Source organism: Rhodococcus xishaensis (assembly GCF_004011825.1).
GTDB lineage: Bacteria > Actinomycetota > Actinomycetes > Mycobacteriales > Mycobacteriaceae > Prescottella > Prescottella xishaensis.
In genome coordinates this window covers 183831-199034 of sequence record NZ_RKLO01000003.1, presented here as the reverse complement: position 1 = coordinate 199034, position 15204 = coordinate 183831, and the positions used below count along the sequence as shown (strand labels likewise).

The 15204-nt window shown below is 65.3% G+C and carries 14 protein-coding genes; 8 read left to right on the top strand and 6 right to left on the bottom strand.

Annotated elements, in window-relative coordinates; all coding sequences use genetic code 11:
* Positions 1-92: 92 nt before the first annotated feature.
* The 4 genes from EGT50_RS08335 (at position 93) to EGT50_RS08320 (ending at position 4349) form a co-directional block, all read left to right on the top strand.
* On the top strand, positions 93-956 hold the full coding sequence (locus EGT50_RS08335) for an alpha/beta fold hydrolase (protein ID WP_127952842.1): 864 nt from the start codon (positions 93-95) through the stop codon (positions 954-956).
* 132 nt (positions 957-1088) lie between these two features.
* Positions 1089-2624, top strand: a complete 1536-nt coding sequence (locus tag EGT50_RS08330) for a class I adenylate-forming enzyme family protein (RefSeq protein WP_235870650.1) — start codon at positions 1089-1091, stop codon at positions 2622-2624.
* Complete coding sequence (locus tag EGT50_RS08325) at positions 2614-3375, top strand: crotonase/enoyl-CoA hydratase family protein (RefSeq protein ID WP_127952839.1); 762 nt, start codon at positions 2614-2616, stop codon at positions 3373-3375. Before EGT50_RS08330 ends, EGT50_RS08325 begins: the two co-directional genes overlap by 11 nt.
* Positions 3376-3380: 5 nt before the next feature.
* A complete protein-coding gene (locus EGT50_RS08320; RefSeq protein WP_127952836.1) occupies positions 3381-4349 on the top strand; it encodes an adenosine deaminase in 969 nt (322 codons plus the stop codon).
* A gap of 87 nt (positions 4350-4436) precedes the next feature.
* On the opposite strand, the gene EGT50_RS08315 is transcribed toward EGT50_RS08320, so the two are convergent.
* The 5 genes from EGT50_RS08315 to EGT50_RS08295 form a co-directional block, all read right to left on the bottom strand.
* A complete protein-coding gene (locus tag EGT50_RS08315) occupies positions 4437-5444 on the bottom strand; it encodes a zinc-dependent alcohol dehydrogenase family protein (protein WP_127952833.1) in 1008 nt (335 codons plus the stop codon).
* Positions 5444-6214 carry a glucose 1-dehydrogenase gene (locus EGT50_RS08310; RefSeq protein ID WP_127952829.1) on the bottom strand — a complete coding sequence of 257 codons (771 nt, stop codon included), beginning with the start codon at positions 6212-6214 and terminating at the stop codon, positions 5444-5446. Before EGT50_RS08310 ends, EGT50_RS08315 begins: the two co-directional genes overlap by 1 nt.
* A 39-nt stretch (positions 6215-6253) precedes the next feature.
* Positions 6254-7735 carry a class I adenylate-forming enzyme family protein gene (locus tag EGT50_RS08305; protein ID WP_127952827.1) on the bottom strand — a complete coding sequence of 494 codons (1482 nt, stop codon included), beginning with the start codon at positions 7733-7735 and terminating at the stop codon, positions 6254-6256.
* Positions 7736-7928: 193 nt separating this feature from the next.
* Entirely contained in the window at positions 7929-9050 is a 1122-nt protein-coding gene (locus tag EGT50_RS08300) for a DUF5938 domain-containing protein (RefSeq protein WP_127952824.1), read from the bottom strand.
* A gap of 83 nt (positions 9051-9133) precedes the next feature.
* Positions 9134-9937, bottom strand: a complete 804-nt coding sequence (locus EGT50_RS08295) for an SDR family NAD(P)-dependent oxidoreductase (RefSeq protein WP_127952822.1) — start codon at positions 9935-9937, stop codon at positions 9134-9136.
* A 199-nt stretch (positions 9938-10136) separates the two neighbouring features.
* On the opposite strand from EGT50_RS08295, the gene EGT50_RS08290 reads away from it, so the two are divergent.
* Positions 10137-10769, top strand: a complete 633-nt coding sequence (locus EGT50_RS08290) for a TetR/AcrR family transcriptional regulator (protein ID WP_206615782.1) — start codon at positions 10137-10139, stop codon at positions 10767-10769.
* Positions 10770-10962: 193 nt separating this feature from the next.
* On the opposite strand, the gene EGT50_RS08285 is transcribed toward EGT50_RS08290, so the two are convergent.
* Complete coding sequence (locus tag EGT50_RS08285; protein WP_127952815.1) at positions 10963-12273, bottom strand: D-arabinono-1,4-lactone oxidase; 1311 nt, start codon at positions 12271-12273, stop codon at positions 10963-10965.
* Positions 12274-12349: 76 nt separating this feature from the next.
* On the opposite strand from EGT50_RS08285, the gene EGT50_RS08280 reads away from it, so the two are divergent.
* From EGT50_RS08280 to EGT50_RS08270, 3 genes are all read left to right on the top strand, one after another.
* A complete protein-coding gene (locus EGT50_RS08280; RefSeq protein ID WP_127952811.1) occupies positions 12350-12994 on the top strand; it encodes a TetR/AcrR family transcriptional regulator in 645 nt (214 codons plus the stop codon).
* A gap of 75 nt (positions 12995-13069) precedes the next feature.
* The gene (locus EGT50_RS08275; RefSeq protein ID WP_127952808.1) at positions 13070-14248 is read left to right on the top strand and encodes an amino acid deaminase/aldolase; all 1179 of its coding nucleotides are present in this window, start codon (positions 13070-13072) and stop codon (positions 14246-14248) included.
* Between the two features lie 147 nt (positions 14249-14395).
* Positions 14396-15151 (top strand): maleylpyruvate isomerase N-terminal domain-containing protein, encoded by a 756-nt coding sequence (locus tag EGT50_RS08270; protein ID WP_127952805.1) that lies wholly within the window; start codon positions 14396-14398, stop codon positions 15149-15151.
* The last annotated feature ends 53 nt before the right edge of the window (positions 15152-15204 follow it).

The window sequence follows — 15204 nt, the reverse complement described above, 5'->3', positions numbered from 1 at the left end:
ATATAAATACGTAATTCTACCGTGGTGCAAATGGGGTGCGGATAACGAAGCTATTACCAACCGACACCGATTGCACGAAGTGAGGCATCCCAATGCGCCGACAGCCGGAGTTCCATCCGACGATCGACCCCCGCGCCGACCTCGGACCGTCGTGGCGCGAAGTCGACGTCGACGGCTGCACGGTCCCCTACGGGGTTGCCGGGCGCGGGCGACCGGTGATCTTCCTTCACGGCTTCGGTCTCACCCACCGGACCTATGCGGGGGCGATCGACCGGCTCGCCGCTACGGGCGTGCGCGTGTACGCGCCGGCGTTACCGGGCTTCGGCGGTAATGCCGCACTGTCGGCGCAGCACCACGGTTTCGGTGGGTACGCCAAGTGGGTTGGGAGATTCCTCGATTCGCTCGGCATCGACGAACCCGTCACCGTCGTGGGGCACTCCTTCGGCGGCGGGGTGGCCCTCGCAACGGCGGATGACCTCGGCGATCGCGTATCGCGACTCGTGCTCGTGAACTCGGTCGGCGGTGGCGCATGGGCGCCGAACGGGAAGGTCCGCGACATCAGGCACCGGCCGTTGTGGCGGTGGGGGGTTTCCGCTGCTGTCGACGCGGTCCTGTCGGGTACACCCGTTTCGGCAATCGCGACGATCACCGGGGACGCGGTGCGCAACATGGTCCACAGCCCGTCTGCGTTGTGGCAGGTCGGGGAGCTGGCGCGAACCGCGGACCTGCGCGCCGAGGCCACCCGGATCGCCGACCGCGGTTTGAAGACCACGCTTCTGTGGAGCCGGGGCGACACCTTCATTCCGCAGGCCAGCTTCGAGTCCCTGCGCAGTGCGCTTCGCAACCCGCGCGTACACCGGGTGGCGGGCTGTCACGGTTGGCTGATCGGCGACCCCGACACCTTCGGTCGGGTGCTCACCGAGATCCTCGGCGCGGACGCCGAGCGAGCCGCCTGAGGGCCGGAGAGCACGCCTCGTCGGCGCCAGGCATCGGCCCCGAACCGCGCGATTACGTCACGCCGACCGTGCGGTTCGTCCGACACATCTGTGACCGGGGTCATATAGTCGTGGCCAACCCGACTCGTGGAGGTGGCTGTGGCGTCGCTGCTCGCGTATCCCGTCGAGACCGGTCGGTTGCATGATGACCGGATGGTGCGCTGCGCCGATGGTTTGCTGCACTTCACCGGCCTCACATCGTGCTTGACCGAACTACTCGACGTTGCCGCGCACCGGTACGCGGGGCGCGAGGCCGTCGTCGAGGCCGGTGGGGGTCCGCGGCTGACCTACGCGCAACTGTGGACCTCGGCGTCCCGGATCGCGGGTGGGATGCTCGAGCGGGGAGTCGGTATCGGCGATCGGGTCGCGATCAGGATGCCGAATGGGGTTCGGTGGGTGCAGGCCTTCCTCGGCGTGCTGCTCGCCGGCGGCGTGCCGGTGCCCGTGCATCCTGGCCTCACAGACGCGCAGTTACGTCGCATTCTCGCGGACAGCGGAAGCCTCCTCGTCCTCGACTCGGAACTGCCGACCGGAACACCCTTCATCGACGACGGTGCGGCGCTGGGCGATTCGGCGCTGCTGTTCTACACCAGCGGCACCACGGGCCAGCCCAAAGGGGTCGAGCTGAGCCACGAGAACGTGCTCTCCACAATCGAGGCGGTGATCCGATCCTGGGGTGGGCCGGAGAGTGTTGCCCCGGACGGCATGTGGCACGCCGTGGCACTGCCGCTCAGTTCCGCCACGGTGTGCGTGTCTCAACTTCTGCCCACCCTGGCCTCTGGTGGCACCGTGGTCCTGGCGCCCGAGTTCGATGCCCACAGTCTGCGCCACGCCTTCGACGTCGAAGGGATCGAACGCCTTTCGGCTCCCACCTATCTGTGTCGGCAGGCCCTGCGCACCTCGGGTGCTGCATTCGGATCATTGCGGGTTCTCACGCTCGACGACGAGATCGTGTCGCCTGCGCTGATGGAGCAGTTGTGCGATCGCTTTCCGGCAGCGCAGATCGTCTCGGGCTGGGGAATGACGGAAACCGGTGGTGCCGGGATGATCCTGCCGATGACCGCGGTCACCAGGCGGACCGAACTGCCTCATAGTGGAATGGAGTTCGCAGTCAAGGGATCTGCAGACGATGCCAGTGTCGGAGAGTTGTGGTGCCGCGGGCCGAGCGTGATGCGGGGGTACTGGGGTAACCCCGAGGGCACCGCGCGGACGACAGCGCGTGGGTGGCTGCGCACCGGCGACGTCGCGCGGATCGGGCATGGCGGTGGGTTCCGAATCGTAGGGCGCGTAACGGACGCGATCGAGGTGTCTCGCGGCGTGGTCTACAGCAGGGAGGTCGAAGACTCGCTGCTCGAGTGCCCCGGTGTGGACGAGGCTGTTGCGGTCGACGTGATGACGGCTGGCGGGCGGGACCTCGCCGTCATCGTGGTCCCGAAGGCAGGTGCGGACCTCGAACTCGACGCTGTCCGTGAGTTCCTCGACGCGGTTCTCGGCCACCGGCTTCCGCGACGGCTGTGCGCGAAAATCGATGTACTACCACGTAGTTCCATGGGACGAATCGACCGGCGCTCGGTGCGTGCGTGGTTCGAGGATCGTTCCACGACGAAGGGATGTGCCGATGTCGGATGAGGTTCTGGTCGAGCGCCGCGACCGTGTCTTGCTGATCACGATCAACCGCCCGGATGCACGTAACGCGATCAACGGTGCCGTGAGCCGCGGACTGGCGGCGGCTGTCGATGAGTTGGACAGCGACGATGGGCTCTCACTCGGAATCCTCACCGGTGCCGGCGGAAACTTCTGTGCGGGTATGGATCTCAAGGCGTTCGTGGCCGGCGAGAACATCGTGGCGCCGGGTAGGGGACTGGGATTCACCGAGGCGCTGCCGCGCAAGCCCCTCATAGCTGCGGTGGAGGGGTACGCGCTGGCCGGGGGCACCGAACTCGTGCTCGCCACGGACCTGGTAGTCGCGTCACGCGAGGCGAAGTTCGGGATCCCCGAGGTCAAGCGAGGCCTGGTCGCCGGCGCGGGCGGGCTGCTGCGCCTGCCCCAGCGAATCCCGTACCAGAAGGCGATGGAGTATGCGCTTACCGGTGATTCGTTCACGGCGGAGGAGGCCGCCGCATACGGGCTCGTCAACACGTTGACCCAGCCGGGCGCCGCGCTCGAGGGAGCGTTCGCACTCGCCGAACGTGTCACCGCCAACGGCCCGCTTGCGGTGGCCAAGACGAAGGAAGTGATCATCCGGTCCGGGGACTGGTCCTCCGATGAAGCTTTCGCACGCCAGCTCGAGACCATCGCCCCCGTGTTCGTCTCCGAGGATGCACGTGAGGGTGCCACCGCCTTCGCCGAGAAGCGGGCACCGATCTGGAAGGGGCGCTGACCGGCATGGCCGCGACGCCATATGCGGAACTGCACATGCACATCGAGGGTGCGCTCGGGCCGGAGTTGATCTTCGCGCTGGCCGAGCGCAATCGAATGCACCTTCCGTACAGCGGGCTCGCGGACCTGGAAGCCCGCTACGAGTTCGCCGACCTGCAGTCGTTCCTCGATCTGTACTTCGCGAACATGGCTGTGCTACGTACGGCCGAGGATTTCGCCGACCTCACACGCGACTACCTGCAGCGTGCCGCCGCAGCGGGGGTACGCCACGCGGAGATCTTCTTCGATCCGCAGGCGCACATCTCGCGTGGTGTGCCGTTGCAGGTGGTGCTTGACGGAATCTTCGACGCGCTCGCCGCAAGTGAGCGGGAGTTCGGCGTGAGCAGCGGACTGATCGCGGCGTTCCTGCGGGACGAGCCGGTGCACGACGCAGAGGAGGTGCTGGCGGAGCTACTACGGTTGCGGGCGCCGATCATCGGCGTCGGGCTCGATTCCGCGGAGGTCGGATACCCGCCGACTCTGTTCGAGGACGTCTTCGCCCGTGCCCGGGCGGAAGGCCTGCACGTCGTTGCACACGCCGGTGAGGAGGGGCCACCCGAGTACATCTGGCAGGCACTGGATCTGCTCGGTGCAGAACGGATCGACCATGGTGTCCGCTGCCTCGAGGACCCGGCGCTGGTCCAGCGACTGGTGGACGAAGAGATCCCGTTGACGGTGTGTCCACTTTCGAATGTATGCCTGCGGGTGGTGGATTCCCTCGAGGACCATCCGCTGCGGACCATGCTGCAGGCCGGTCTACGGGTAACCGTGAACTCCGACGACCCCGCCTACTTCGGTGGCGACATCGGCGCGAACTTCGCGCAGCTGCGCGACCGGCTGGGGCTGACCGAGGACGAGGAGAATCTGCTCGCCCGCAACTCGATCGAGGCTTCATTCGCATCCCCAGGCCGCAAGGCGGAGCTGCTCCGGTCCTGACGGCCGTCTCACGACCGGGCACAGGGCTGACTGGTATCCCACCCCGGGCTGTGCGGCACCCGTTGTGTCGCAGGCGAATCGCGATCGCTACGACGTGACCACGATCTTGCCGAAATGCCGGCCCGACCCCTGGTGGCGGAGCGCGTCGCTCAGGCTTTCGAGGGGGTACGTGGAGTCGATGACGGGATGGACCGCGAGGCCCTCGAGCCCAGCGACCATCTCCTCCTGGTGTTCCCTGCTTCCGACCAGCAGACCCTCGATCGTGATCTGCTTGGTCAGCAGCGGCGTGAAATCGACCGTCGACGACGCACCCGCCATGATGCCCAGCGCGCTGATCCGGCCGCCGACCTTCACCGCGGCGAGGGACTGATCCAACGTGGCCGGCCCTCCGATGTCGAGCACATGATCGACCCCGTGACCGGCCAGATCGAAAGCTTCTCGCCCCCACTGCGGGTTGTCGCGATAGTTGACCGCGGCGTCGACACCCAGATCGAGAAGCCTCGACATCTTCTCTGTCGACGAGGACGTGCCGATCACCCGGGCCCCGACCGCCTTGGCAAGTTGAATCGCGAACAGTGACACCGTGCTCGAACCGGGAACGAGCACGGTCTGTCCCGGTTCGAGCGGCGACGACGAGAACAGCGCCCGCCAGGCGGAAAGCCCCGCCGTCGGCAGGGTCGCGGCCTCGGCGTACGAGTAGTTCCACGGGATCGCGGTCAGCGCGGCGGCTTGGATCGTGACAAACCGGCGGGCGTATCCGTCGACGCCGTCGCCCGGCGAGTTCGCAAATCCATCGAAGGTGGGTCGCCCGCGGTGCCAGTGCGGCAGGTAGGTCGTCATCACCCGGTCGCCCAGGCCGAAACGCGACTCTCCCTCGCCCACCGCGACAACCTCACCCGCCGCGTCGGAGAGCAGGATTCGTGGTTCACCGGTCTCGATCGCGCCGCTCGCGACGAGAACGTCGTGGTGGTTCAGTGAGTTCGCATGCACCTCGATCGTGACTTCGCCCGGTTGCGGCTCGGGTGTGGCCACGTCCCGGGTGACGAGGTGGTCGAGGCCGCCGGGCGGTACAACGTATACGGCTGGGGAGAGCATCAGAGCAGGGAAGCTTTGAAGCCGCCGTCGAGGATCAGGCTACTGCCGTTGCACCAGGACGACTGGTCACTCGCGAAGAACACCGCCGCCGCAGCCACCTCTTCGGTTCGGCCGTAGCGCGTCTGTTTGGCCGCGATCAGATTGTCGAATCCTCCGGCTTCGAGACCGAGTGCCCGCTCGAGGTCCGGCTGGTGCGACTTGACCAGGTCGGTAGCGATGAATCCGGGCAGAAGCGCATTGGCGCGGATGTTTTGGAACCGGAGTTCGGCCGAGAGCGTCTCCGTCAGGTTCCGCACCGCGGCCTTCGCTGCGGAATAGCTGCCTATGAGGGCCGAACCGGTGGTGGACGCGATCGAGGAGATGTTCACGATCGACCCGCCCCCGGAGTCGAGCATCGCCGGTAGGCAATGACGGATGGTCAGGAACACCCCGTCGAGATTGACCGACATCACCTTTCGCCAGTCCTCTAGGGAAGTCTCCAGCAAGGGCTTGGTCGTGGCGATACCCGCGTTCGGAACCACCACGTGGAGGCCACCGAACTCGGCGACCGTTCGACGGACAAGTTCTACTACCTGTTCTTCGTCGGCGACGTCGGCTGTGACCGCGATGGACCCCTCGATGGACGAGGACACCTCCCTCGCCGCCTCACCGTTGATGTCGGAGACGACGACTCGCGCTCCCTCTGCGCCGTACGCGCGAGCGATCGCCGCGCCGATTCCGGCACCGGCCCCCGTGACGATCGCTACCTTGTCAGCAAGCAGACCAACCATCAGCTCCTCCTGCGGTGTGTGTGGACGTCAAAGCGCGCGTCAAGAATTCGCGGCCTGGCCATTCGCCCGCATTTGCGCCCTCAGTGCGGGCTTGTCGAGCTTGCCGACGGCGTTCTTCGGCAGGTTCTCCCGGGTAACGATCTCGACAGGAAGCTTGAACTTGGACAAGGACTTCCGGCAGACATCGAAGAGATCGTCGGTGTTGAGCGTGGATCCCGGTCGTAGGGCCACATACGCAACCGGGACCTCGCCGTAGATCGGGTCCGGTTGCCCGATCACAGCTGCTTCGAGCACGTCCGCGTGGCTGTAGAGGGCCGTCTCGATCTCCTTGGGGTAGAGGTTCTCCCCTCCGCGGATGATCATGTCCTTGATGCGGTCGACCAACACGAGGTACCCGTCCTCGTCGAGGTACCCGACGTCACCAGTGTGGAGGCGCCGGTTCGCCAACGTCTTTGCCGTTTCCTCGGGTTTTCCGAAGTAGCCGGCCATCACATTCGGACCACTGATGACCACCTCGCCGGTCTCTCCCTGTGGCCGCAGCGATCCGTCGGGCGCGACGATCTCGATGAGCTGGCCGGGCAGTGGAATCCCCACGGTGCCCGGCTTACGAGCTCCGCGCAGCGGGTTGATGGTCGATGCGCAGGTGCCTTCAGACAGGCCGTAGCCCTCGATGAGTGGGAAGCCGTACCGGGTCTCGATTCGTTCGATGAGTTCGGCCGGCATCGGGGCGGCGCCTCCGATGGCCAGTCGGATGGAAGACGTGTCGGGCTGGACCTCCTTTCCGAGCGCATCCAGCATTGCGTAGATGGTTGGAACCGCGGAGAAGTATGTGGGGCGATGCTTCTCGACCAGCTCGAAGAAGGTATCGATGGTGAACTTGACCGCGATGGTGGCGTGCGCTCCGACAAGTAGCGGTGTCAGCGTGCTCAGCACGATGGCGTTGGCGTGAAACAGCGGCAGCACCAGCAAGCAATGGTCGTCCGCGGTCATTTCGAGCGCTTCGATCACGCTCTCACACATGACCTGAAGATTGGCATGGGTGAGCATGACACCCTTCGGCGAGCCCGTCGTTCCGCTGGTGTATATCAGCAGCGCCAGGTCTCCGGGCGCCGGAAGGTATGTGTCGTCGCCGGTGTCCGCGTCAACATTCACGCCCAACTGCGCCACGTCGAGATACGCGCCGTCGAAAGCTGGCGCCGGCCGATCGTCGCCGATCAGTACTGCTGCACCGGCGTCCCTGAGTTGGTGGGCGGTCTCGAAATCGGTCAGATTCGGATTGACCGGGGTCGCGGCGGCGCCGACCCGCCATGCCGCGAAGAGGGCCACGATCAGCTCGACTCGATTCTGAAGTTGGACGGCCACCACCGATCCTGGCTTCACCCCGAGATCACTCAATTGTACTGCGGTGGAACGTACTCGCTCCGCAAACTCGCCGTTGGACAAAGCGATCCGCTGGTCGGCAATACATGCGCCTTCGCGATCGATCCGTGCGCGTTCGTCCGGCAATGCAGACCAGTTCATAGTGGAGACCTTCGATTCGAGCTCAACAGGAGTACAGGAGAACAGTAGGAAGCACGTACGACTTGCGCCATGTGCGGCGAGGACAGACTTTCGGACTTCACTTGCGTTCAGAGCACAAGGGCGACAATCGATATGTGCGCGATGCCGAGTGCTGAACTTCCGGCATTGCACGGGAGTCGACATCGGCTGCCCGTCAGGAATGAACTTCGACGATCGGATTGAGGACGAGCCCGAAGCTGCGCAGGACACCGAGGAGTTCACGGTGACCGAACGCCTGGCAGGCCGATGCCAAGCCGGCGCGGCGTGGTGGCTGCTGAAGCAACGAGTAGGCGGCGTATGCCTGCAGCAGACCGGTCTGCTTGTAGTTGCAGTTGCCGTGAATGATGCAGTGCGCCCGCGCGAGCGGGCCGGAGGCGTGGACCGAATCGATCGACTTGTTGATCCGCGGGTTCTCTCGCGGTGGCATCCCTGCCTGTACGGATCCGGCGATCGCGGACAGGGCCGCTTCCTGCTGTTCGGCTGGCAGCGGCTTGATCTTCTCTTCGATCATCTTCAGCGTCTCGATGACGCCTTCCATCACGGTCCGGTCGTAAACCCCGCCAATCGACCGGACGTTGGCGACACGCGGGTCGTCCTTGAACCAGACCGGGTGGGACATCCCGCCCCACGGCAGGGCCAGGCCGCGATCGTGCTGGCCAGGAACGTTTATCTCGAACTTCGAAGTCCGATCCCATTGGACGTACTGATTCTGCTGCAGCTGGTACCAGTCGGATTTGAGACTGTGGAAGATCGTCTGCGTCGACGCATAGGTCGGGAAGCCGTTGAACATCGACACGATGTCGAGTGAGTCGAGCCCGGGGGTTTCGAGACAGATGTTCGCCGCGATCTCGCTGGTGGTGTACATGTGAGCGATTCCCGGCGAGAGCAGCAAGCCCTTCTCCTTGTACTGCTCACCCCAGTTGGCCTGCGCATACATGACCCAGTCCTGCTCGCCGGTGGTGTCCATGTAGTGACAGCCGGCGGCGAGAGCGGCCTCGGCGGCCACCGGGCCGTACTTGATGAACGGACCAACCAAGTTGCAGACCACACTTGCCCCGGCGAACAATTCGGTCAGGGCCTCAACCTTGTGCTCGACCTCGACCACCTCATGCTCGACAGTCCCGACTCCGGGGACGGTCGCGAGTCCTTCCTCGATGCGTTTGCGGTCGCGACCAGCTGCGATGAACGGAACGTTGTACTCGCGCAGGTATTCACATGCGAGGCGCCCCGTATACCCGGAGGCACCATAGACAACAACAGGCTTCGTGTCGGTCATGTCATGTCCTTCTGTGTGTGTTGTCAGTGGAGAGGGGGAAGGGGTGGAAGGGAAGGCGCGCATCGTGCCAGCGTCCGGCACAGCTACATGCCCATACCGCCGTCGACGGGAATGCCCGCGCCGTTGATGAATTGGGCGTCGTCCGAGGCAAGGAACACGACGGCACTGGCCATATCGGAAACCTCACCGAGGCGTCCTGACGGCGTCTGTTCGACAACGGCACCGATCGCCTCGCCGAGATCGCTCACAAGTCCCAGGCTGACCAGGTCACCGGCTAGCTGGTTGCCCATGTCGGTTGCGACCAGGCCCGGGTAGAGGCAGTTCACCCGCACGCCGTACCCGAGCTTGCCGGACTCCTGCGCTGCAACCCGGGTGATCCGATCCACCGCCGACTTCGACGCCGAGTAGCCGGCGATACCGGGAAACGCAATGGTCGCGGCGACGGAGGCCACATTGATGACGACACCTCCCCGGCCTGCTGTGCCGCCCGGTGCCATCGCGGCAAAGGCGTACTTGAGACCCAGACCGGTGCCAATCACGTTGACGTCGAACATCCGTCGCCAGCCGTCCGGGTCGAAAGACGAGAGCAGGCCGGTGACCTCGATACCGGCGTTGTTCACCAGGATGTCGAGACCGCCGAGCAAGTCGACGGTGGCGGCGACCGCTGCGCGCCAGTCGCCTTCGGCAGTGACGTCGTGATGGACGAAGCCGACTCGGCGTCCGGTCTCGGCGAGGCGATCGGCGGCCTGCTTGCCCAGATCGTCCTGGATGTCGCTGATGACGACATCGGCACCTGCCTTGGCGAGGGCGAGGGCGAAGCCTTCGCCTAGACCTCGTGCACCGCCTGTGACCAGTGCCTTCTTGCCTGAGAGGTCGAACGTGCCCACTTCAGTGCTCCCTTGCCGAGGAGGTGGCGGAGACCGCCGCCCTTGCGACGCGCATCACACTACTTGTCGTTGGGCAACTGTCAAGAAAACACTAGACAACTGTCCAAACTTTGACGCGCGGGACGTGGTTTGCGCAGGTAGAGTCAAGTTCCCGTATAGTGCGTTGCGCTGTGAAGGCGCACGTGAGATGGAGGAGTTGATGACGAAGACGCTCGGGCGTTCGGCTGTCCGAACGCGCAAGCGACCCGCTGACAAGTTCGAAGATCGCCGTGAGCAGCTTGCCGCTGCAGCGCTGGCGACGCTTGCCGAGCAGGGGTACGCCCGTACCAGTCTTCGGGACATCGCCGACAAGTCCCAGTTCACGCACGGCGTCCTGCACTACTATTTTCAGGACAAGACGGAACTGATCACCTACTGTGTCCAGCACTACAAGACCCGCTGTATCGCGCGCTACGACAGCGTCGTCGGCGCCGCTACGTCCGCGGACGAGGTCCGCCAACGGTTCTGCGACGCGATGGTCGTGTCACTTGTCGATGACGCTCCGGTGCAACGACTCTGGTACGACTTGCGTAGTCAATCGATGTTCGATGTCGAGCTCGCTCAGAAGGTCGCCGAACTCGATCGTAACCTCGAGGCGATGATCTTCCGTGTCGTGGAACACTTCGCGGAACTCGACGGCCGGAAGGTCACGATGGCGTCCGCGATGATCTATGCGCTGTTCGACGGAATCTTCCAGCACGCCGTGCTCAATGAGCGCTCGGCTCCGACCGATGGTTCCGAACTACGAACTGCGATAGTCGAATTGCTCGAGTGCGTGGCTGTCGCGCGCTGATTCCCTCGGCTCCGGTGGTCACACCGGTTCGCGCGATCTGCGCGGTGACCGGGACCGGTACGGCCCCACCCAGCGCTGTGTCCAGAGGTGCCCCTGTAGGAGCGGAAGTTCGTCGTCGCGTGGGTGATTCGACCCGGTCGGCACATCGCACGTTGGCGATGTGCCGACCGGTATGAGGTCGGTTCCGCGTATATCAGGCGAGAACCTGTCGGAGGTAGTCGTTGTCGAAGACTCGTGACGGGTCGTACTTGTCGCGGACGGCGCAAAAGTCGTCGAACCGCGCGTACGTCGGCCGTAGATCGGCGGCGGTGCGACCGTGCATCTTGCCCCAGTGGGGCCGGCCGTCGACGGCTCGGGCGATCGCTTCGACAGCGTCGAAGTACTCGCGGTGGTCGCGACGGTAGTACTGGTGGACAGCGATGTAGGCGCTGTCCCTGCCGGTCGCGGTCGACAACCACAGATCATCGGCTGGGGCGAAACGCACCTCGACCGGAAACGCGATCCGGCAGTCGGATCGGTCGAGCCAGGCCGAGATCTCCCGCAGGGTGTCCTTGACCGTCTCCTGCGGCACCGCGTACTCCATCTCCCGGAAGCGAACCCGGCGCGGCGAGGCGAACACGCGATAGCTGCGGTCGGTGAACTCGCGGGCCGAGAGCGCACGGGCCGAAATCTGGTTGATCTGCGGAATGACCGATGGGAAAGCGGCGCTCACCCGGTTGACTCCGTCGAACACGGTGTTCGATAGCAGTTCGTCGTCGATGAAGCCGCGCACCCGGCTGACCCGTTGCAGCGGCGAATCGCCCGGAAGCCGGGTGTTGCGCTTCGTCAGTACCCGATTGGTGTGGGGGAACCAGTAGAACTCGAAGTGATCGACGTTCGCGAGGTCTTGCTCGAGCCCCTCGAGCGTCTCGTCGAGTCGGGCCGGGCTCTCGACCGCCCGCAGCGTGAAGGCCGGCTGCACTGCAAGGTCGAGCTTGGAGATGATTCCGATTGCGCCGAGGCCGATCTTCGCGGCCTGGTAGAGGTCGGGGTTCTCGGAGTCGGAGCAGTCGACGACCGAACCGTCGGCCAGGACGATCTGCAGCCCACGGATCACCGTCGCCAACCCACCGAACCGTGCTCCGGTCCCGTGGGTGCCTGTCGACAGCGCCCCGGCGATCGACTGCACGTCGATGTCGCCGAGGTTGATCATCGCGAGTCCTCGGTCCCAGAGTTGGTCGTTCAGGCTCCGTAGACGTGTACCCGCGAGCACGGTCGCGACCGGACCCTCGGGCGTGTTGCGTACGGACTCGATACCGGCGATGTTGTCGAGGCTCACCAACACGCCGTCGGTGACGGCGACTCCGGTGAACGAGTGGCCCGCCCCCACGGGCTTGACGTGCAATCCTTGCTCGGTCGCCTTCGCGACGAGCGTGCTGAGTTCTGCCACCGATCGGGGCGTCTCGAATCGGTGTGGTGTCGACGAGTGGGTACCCGCCCAGTTTCGCCACGTGTGCTGTGCCATGCCGTAACTATTCACTTGGACGAGTGTCCAAGCAAATAAGACACGCAAATAGGGCCTTTGGTCTTACGATCAGGGGATGTTGAATCGGCTCCCCGCGGAAGAACGCCGTGCCCAGCTCGTCGAGGCCGCTCTGTCCATCGCCGAACACGGCGGTATCGCTGCGGTGACGATCCGCGCTGTCGCCGAGGAAGCGGGTGTGTCTCTCGGCGTCGTCCATTACTGCTTCGAGAACAAGGAAGCCCTGGTCGCAGCCATGGCCGAGAGCCTGGTGTTGCAACTCAGTGGCGGTATCCACGAGGCATTCACGTCGGTGCTGGATTCCCAGGAACCGGTCGGGCTGCCAGGTCTGCGCGAAGTCCTGCACACGGGTCTTACCGGGATGTGGCAGGTAATCGAGGCCACCGCCGATCGTCAGTTGCTCACGTACGAGATCACCGCCTATGCGCTGCGGCACCGTGCAGCCGGCGCGTCCCTCGCCGGAAGTGTCGCCGACGAGCAGTACCAGGTCATGGACGTACAGGCCAGCGCGTTTCTCGAAGAGTGTGCTCGCCGTACGGGGTGCTCGTGGACCGAGCCGGTTGACGCGATCGCCCGCTTCGCGCTCGCCATCATCGATGGGATCGTGCTGCGCTGGCTCGTCGACCGCGACAGCAACGCCATCCTCACTGAGCTGGACGATCTGGCGCGAATTGTCGCGGGTAAGGCGGTCGAGGCGGATTAGGACCTGGACAATCGTTCAGGAGAGTGATCGACTAGTCCGGACGCCGGCCACTTTGGACTGACGAACGGAACTGATGTGACTGCCACGATCGACCGACTGACCGCTGCCACGGCCCAGCTCGACCCGCCGTTGGCCGCCCTGGACCTGACGACGCTGCGCACGAATGCGTCCGATCTGGTCCGGCGGGCGAACGGAACGCCGGTCCGGGTGGCCAGCAAGTCGGTGCGCTGCCGAGCCGTCCTCGAACAGGCGTTGGGGTCGTCACTCACCGCGTCGGGCGGCTTCCGCGGCATCATGTCCTACTCGCTGCGGGAGGCGATCTGGCTCGCGCAACAGGGCGCCGAGGATGTCTTGATGGGCTATCCCACCGTGGACCGCGCCGCTCTAGCCGAACTCGGCGCAGATCCCGCGCTGCTCGACCGGGTCACGCTGATGGTCGACGATGTCGCCCAGCTCGACGCTGCCCGCGCGGCGATGGGAACCGACCGTGTGCGCCCGCGCGTGTGCCTCGACGTAGATGCGTCTCTGCGGATCGGTCCGGCACACCTGGGCGTGCGACGCTCGCCGTTGCGCGAGCCCGGTGAGGTCGCCCGGCTCGCCAAGCTCGCGGCCGACCGAGGATTCGACGTCGTCGGCGTGATGTTCTACGAGGCCCAGATCGCGGGTCTGCAGGACACGAGTCTCGCGGTGCGGATGGTCAAGAAGGCGTCCGCGGCGGAGTTGTCCAAGCGCCGAACCGCTGTTGTCGACGCCGTCACCGCAGAGGTGGGCAAGCTCGAGATCGTCAACAGCGGCGGTACCGGCTCGCTCGAGTTGAGCTCGGCCGACTCCTCCGTCACCGAGGTCACCGCCGGTTCGGGCCTGTATGTGCCCACATTGTTCGACCGCTACCACTCGTTCACGCCGCGACCGGCGATGTTCTTCGCGCTGCCCGCGGTACGTAAGCCGACCACGCGGGTCACGACCTTGTTCGGCGGTGGCTACATAGCGTCGGGTCCGGCCGCCAAGAGCCGGATCCCGTCGCCGGTGTGGCCGTCAGGGTTGAAGCTGCTCCGCAACGAGGGCGCGGGCGAAGTGCAGACCCCGGTGACGGGAGCAGCGGCCGCGACGCTCGCGGTGGGCGACCGCGTCTGGTTCCGGCACGCGAAGGCCGGCGAGTTGTGCGAGCGCTTTTCCGACCTGTACCTGGTCGATGGCGACGGTAGGGCGACCGCCACACCCACCTACCGGGGCGAGGGGAAGTGCTTCGGCTGATCGCCGGCCCGCGTTCTTTCACAGATTCGTTCGCCCGCTGAATGAGCCTGCCCGATGTGGGCCGTTTCTCGACACGATGGAGTCGTGACGCTCTTTGGCGGTGACGAACGACCTCGCGGACTTCATGCTCGGCGTTACCGTTGGCTGATGGATCCCGCGAGTCTTCAGTCCGCGCTACGCGAGCAAGGCGAGATGCTTGCCGCGACCCCCGTTGCGGCTCTGTCCGAACCGGTGCCGATGGTCCCCGGGTGGACCGTCGAACATGTGGTGCGCCACACCGGCAAGGTGCATCAGTGGGTTGTCGCCGCGTTGGAGGCTTCCGCCGAGACCCCGCTATCGGCTATCCGTCGTAACGGAGACATGCCGCGAGGCGCGGATTGTCTTGCCGCCTACCGGGTGGCACTCGATTCGCTCCTCGATGCCTTCACTCGTATCGACATCGGAAAGCCCGCACCCACGATGGCTGGACCGGGCACGGTCGCATGGTGGTTGCGGAGGCAGACCCATGAGGTAGCGGTCCACCGGATAGATGTGGCCGACGCCTTGCGGGCCGCGGGCGGCCCGCCAGTTGCCGAACTTGATCCGCAGGTCGCGGCAGATGGCATCGACGAGTGGGCGCACGTGTTTCTGGTACGCCTCGCGCGAGGCGGACGGCTCCCGGACTCGCTCGAGGGGCACGCCATCCACTTGCACGGCACCGATACCGAGTCGGCAGAGTGGTACATCGCGTTCGGATCCGGTGCCGTCGAGGTCACTCGCGAACACCGAAAAGGCGACGTAGCGCTGCGCGGACCTGCGCAAGATCTGCTGCTGACGCTCTGGCGTCGGCGCCCCCTGGTCAACCTGGACGCCATCGGCGAGGTGGCTCTAGCCCGGGCGCTGTTCGGAGCGGCCGCGATTTAGATCTTCGCGCTAGAACTCGCTCTCGGCCGCTCTCCACAAGGCTGCGCAGGGCT

What these genes read in the sequence shown, in the direction of transcription:
- EGT50_RS08320 (WP_127952836.1), top strand. Translation starts at nt 3,381, where the DNA reads ATGGCCGCGACGCCATATGCGGAACTGCACATGCACATCGAGGGTGCG.
- EGT50_RS08315 (WP_127952833.1), bottom strand. Translation starts at nt 5,444, where the DNA reads ATGCTCTCCCCAGCCGTATACGTTGTACCGCCCGGCGGCCTCGACCAC.
- EGT50_RS08335 (WP_127952842.1), top strand. Translation starts at nt 93, where the DNA reads ATGCGCCGACAGCCGGAGTTCCATCCGACGATCGACCCCCGCGCCGAC.
- EGT50_RS08325 (WP_127952839.1), top strand. Translation starts at nt 2,614, where the DNA reads ATGTCGGATGAGGTTCTGGTCGAGCGCCGCGACCGTGTCTTGCTGATC.
- EGT50_RS08280 (WP_127952811.1), top strand. Translation starts at nt 12,350, where the DNA reads ATGTTGAATCGGCTCCCCGCGGAAGAACGCCGTGCCCAGCTCGTCGAG.
- EGT50_RS08305 (WP_127952827.1), bottom strand. Translation starts at nt 7,735, where the DNA reads ATGAACTGGTCTGCATTGCCGGACGAACGCGCACGGATCGATCGCGAA.
- EGT50_RS08285 (WP_127952815.1), bottom strand. Translation starts at nt 12,273, where the DNA reads ATGGCACAGCACACGTGGCGAAACTGGGCGGGTACCCACTCGTCGACA.
- EGT50_RS08270 (WP_127952805.1), top strand. Translation starts at nt 14,396, where the DNA reads ATGGATCCCGCGAGTCTTCAGTCCGCGCTACGCGAGCAAGGCGAGATG.
- EGT50_RS08290 (WP_206615782.1), top strand. Translation starts at nt 10,137, where the DNA reads ATGACGAAGACGCTCGGGCGTTCGGCTGTCCGAACGCGCAAGCGACCC.
- EGT50_RS08310 (WP_127952829.1), bottom strand. Translation starts at nt 6,214, where the DNA reads ATGGTTGGTCTGCTTGCTGACAAGGTAGCGATCGTCACGGGGGCCGGT.
- EGT50_RS08300 (WP_127952824.1), bottom strand. Translation starts at nt 9,050, where the DNA reads ATGACCGACACGAAGCCTGTTGTTGTCTATGGTGCCTCCGGGTATACG.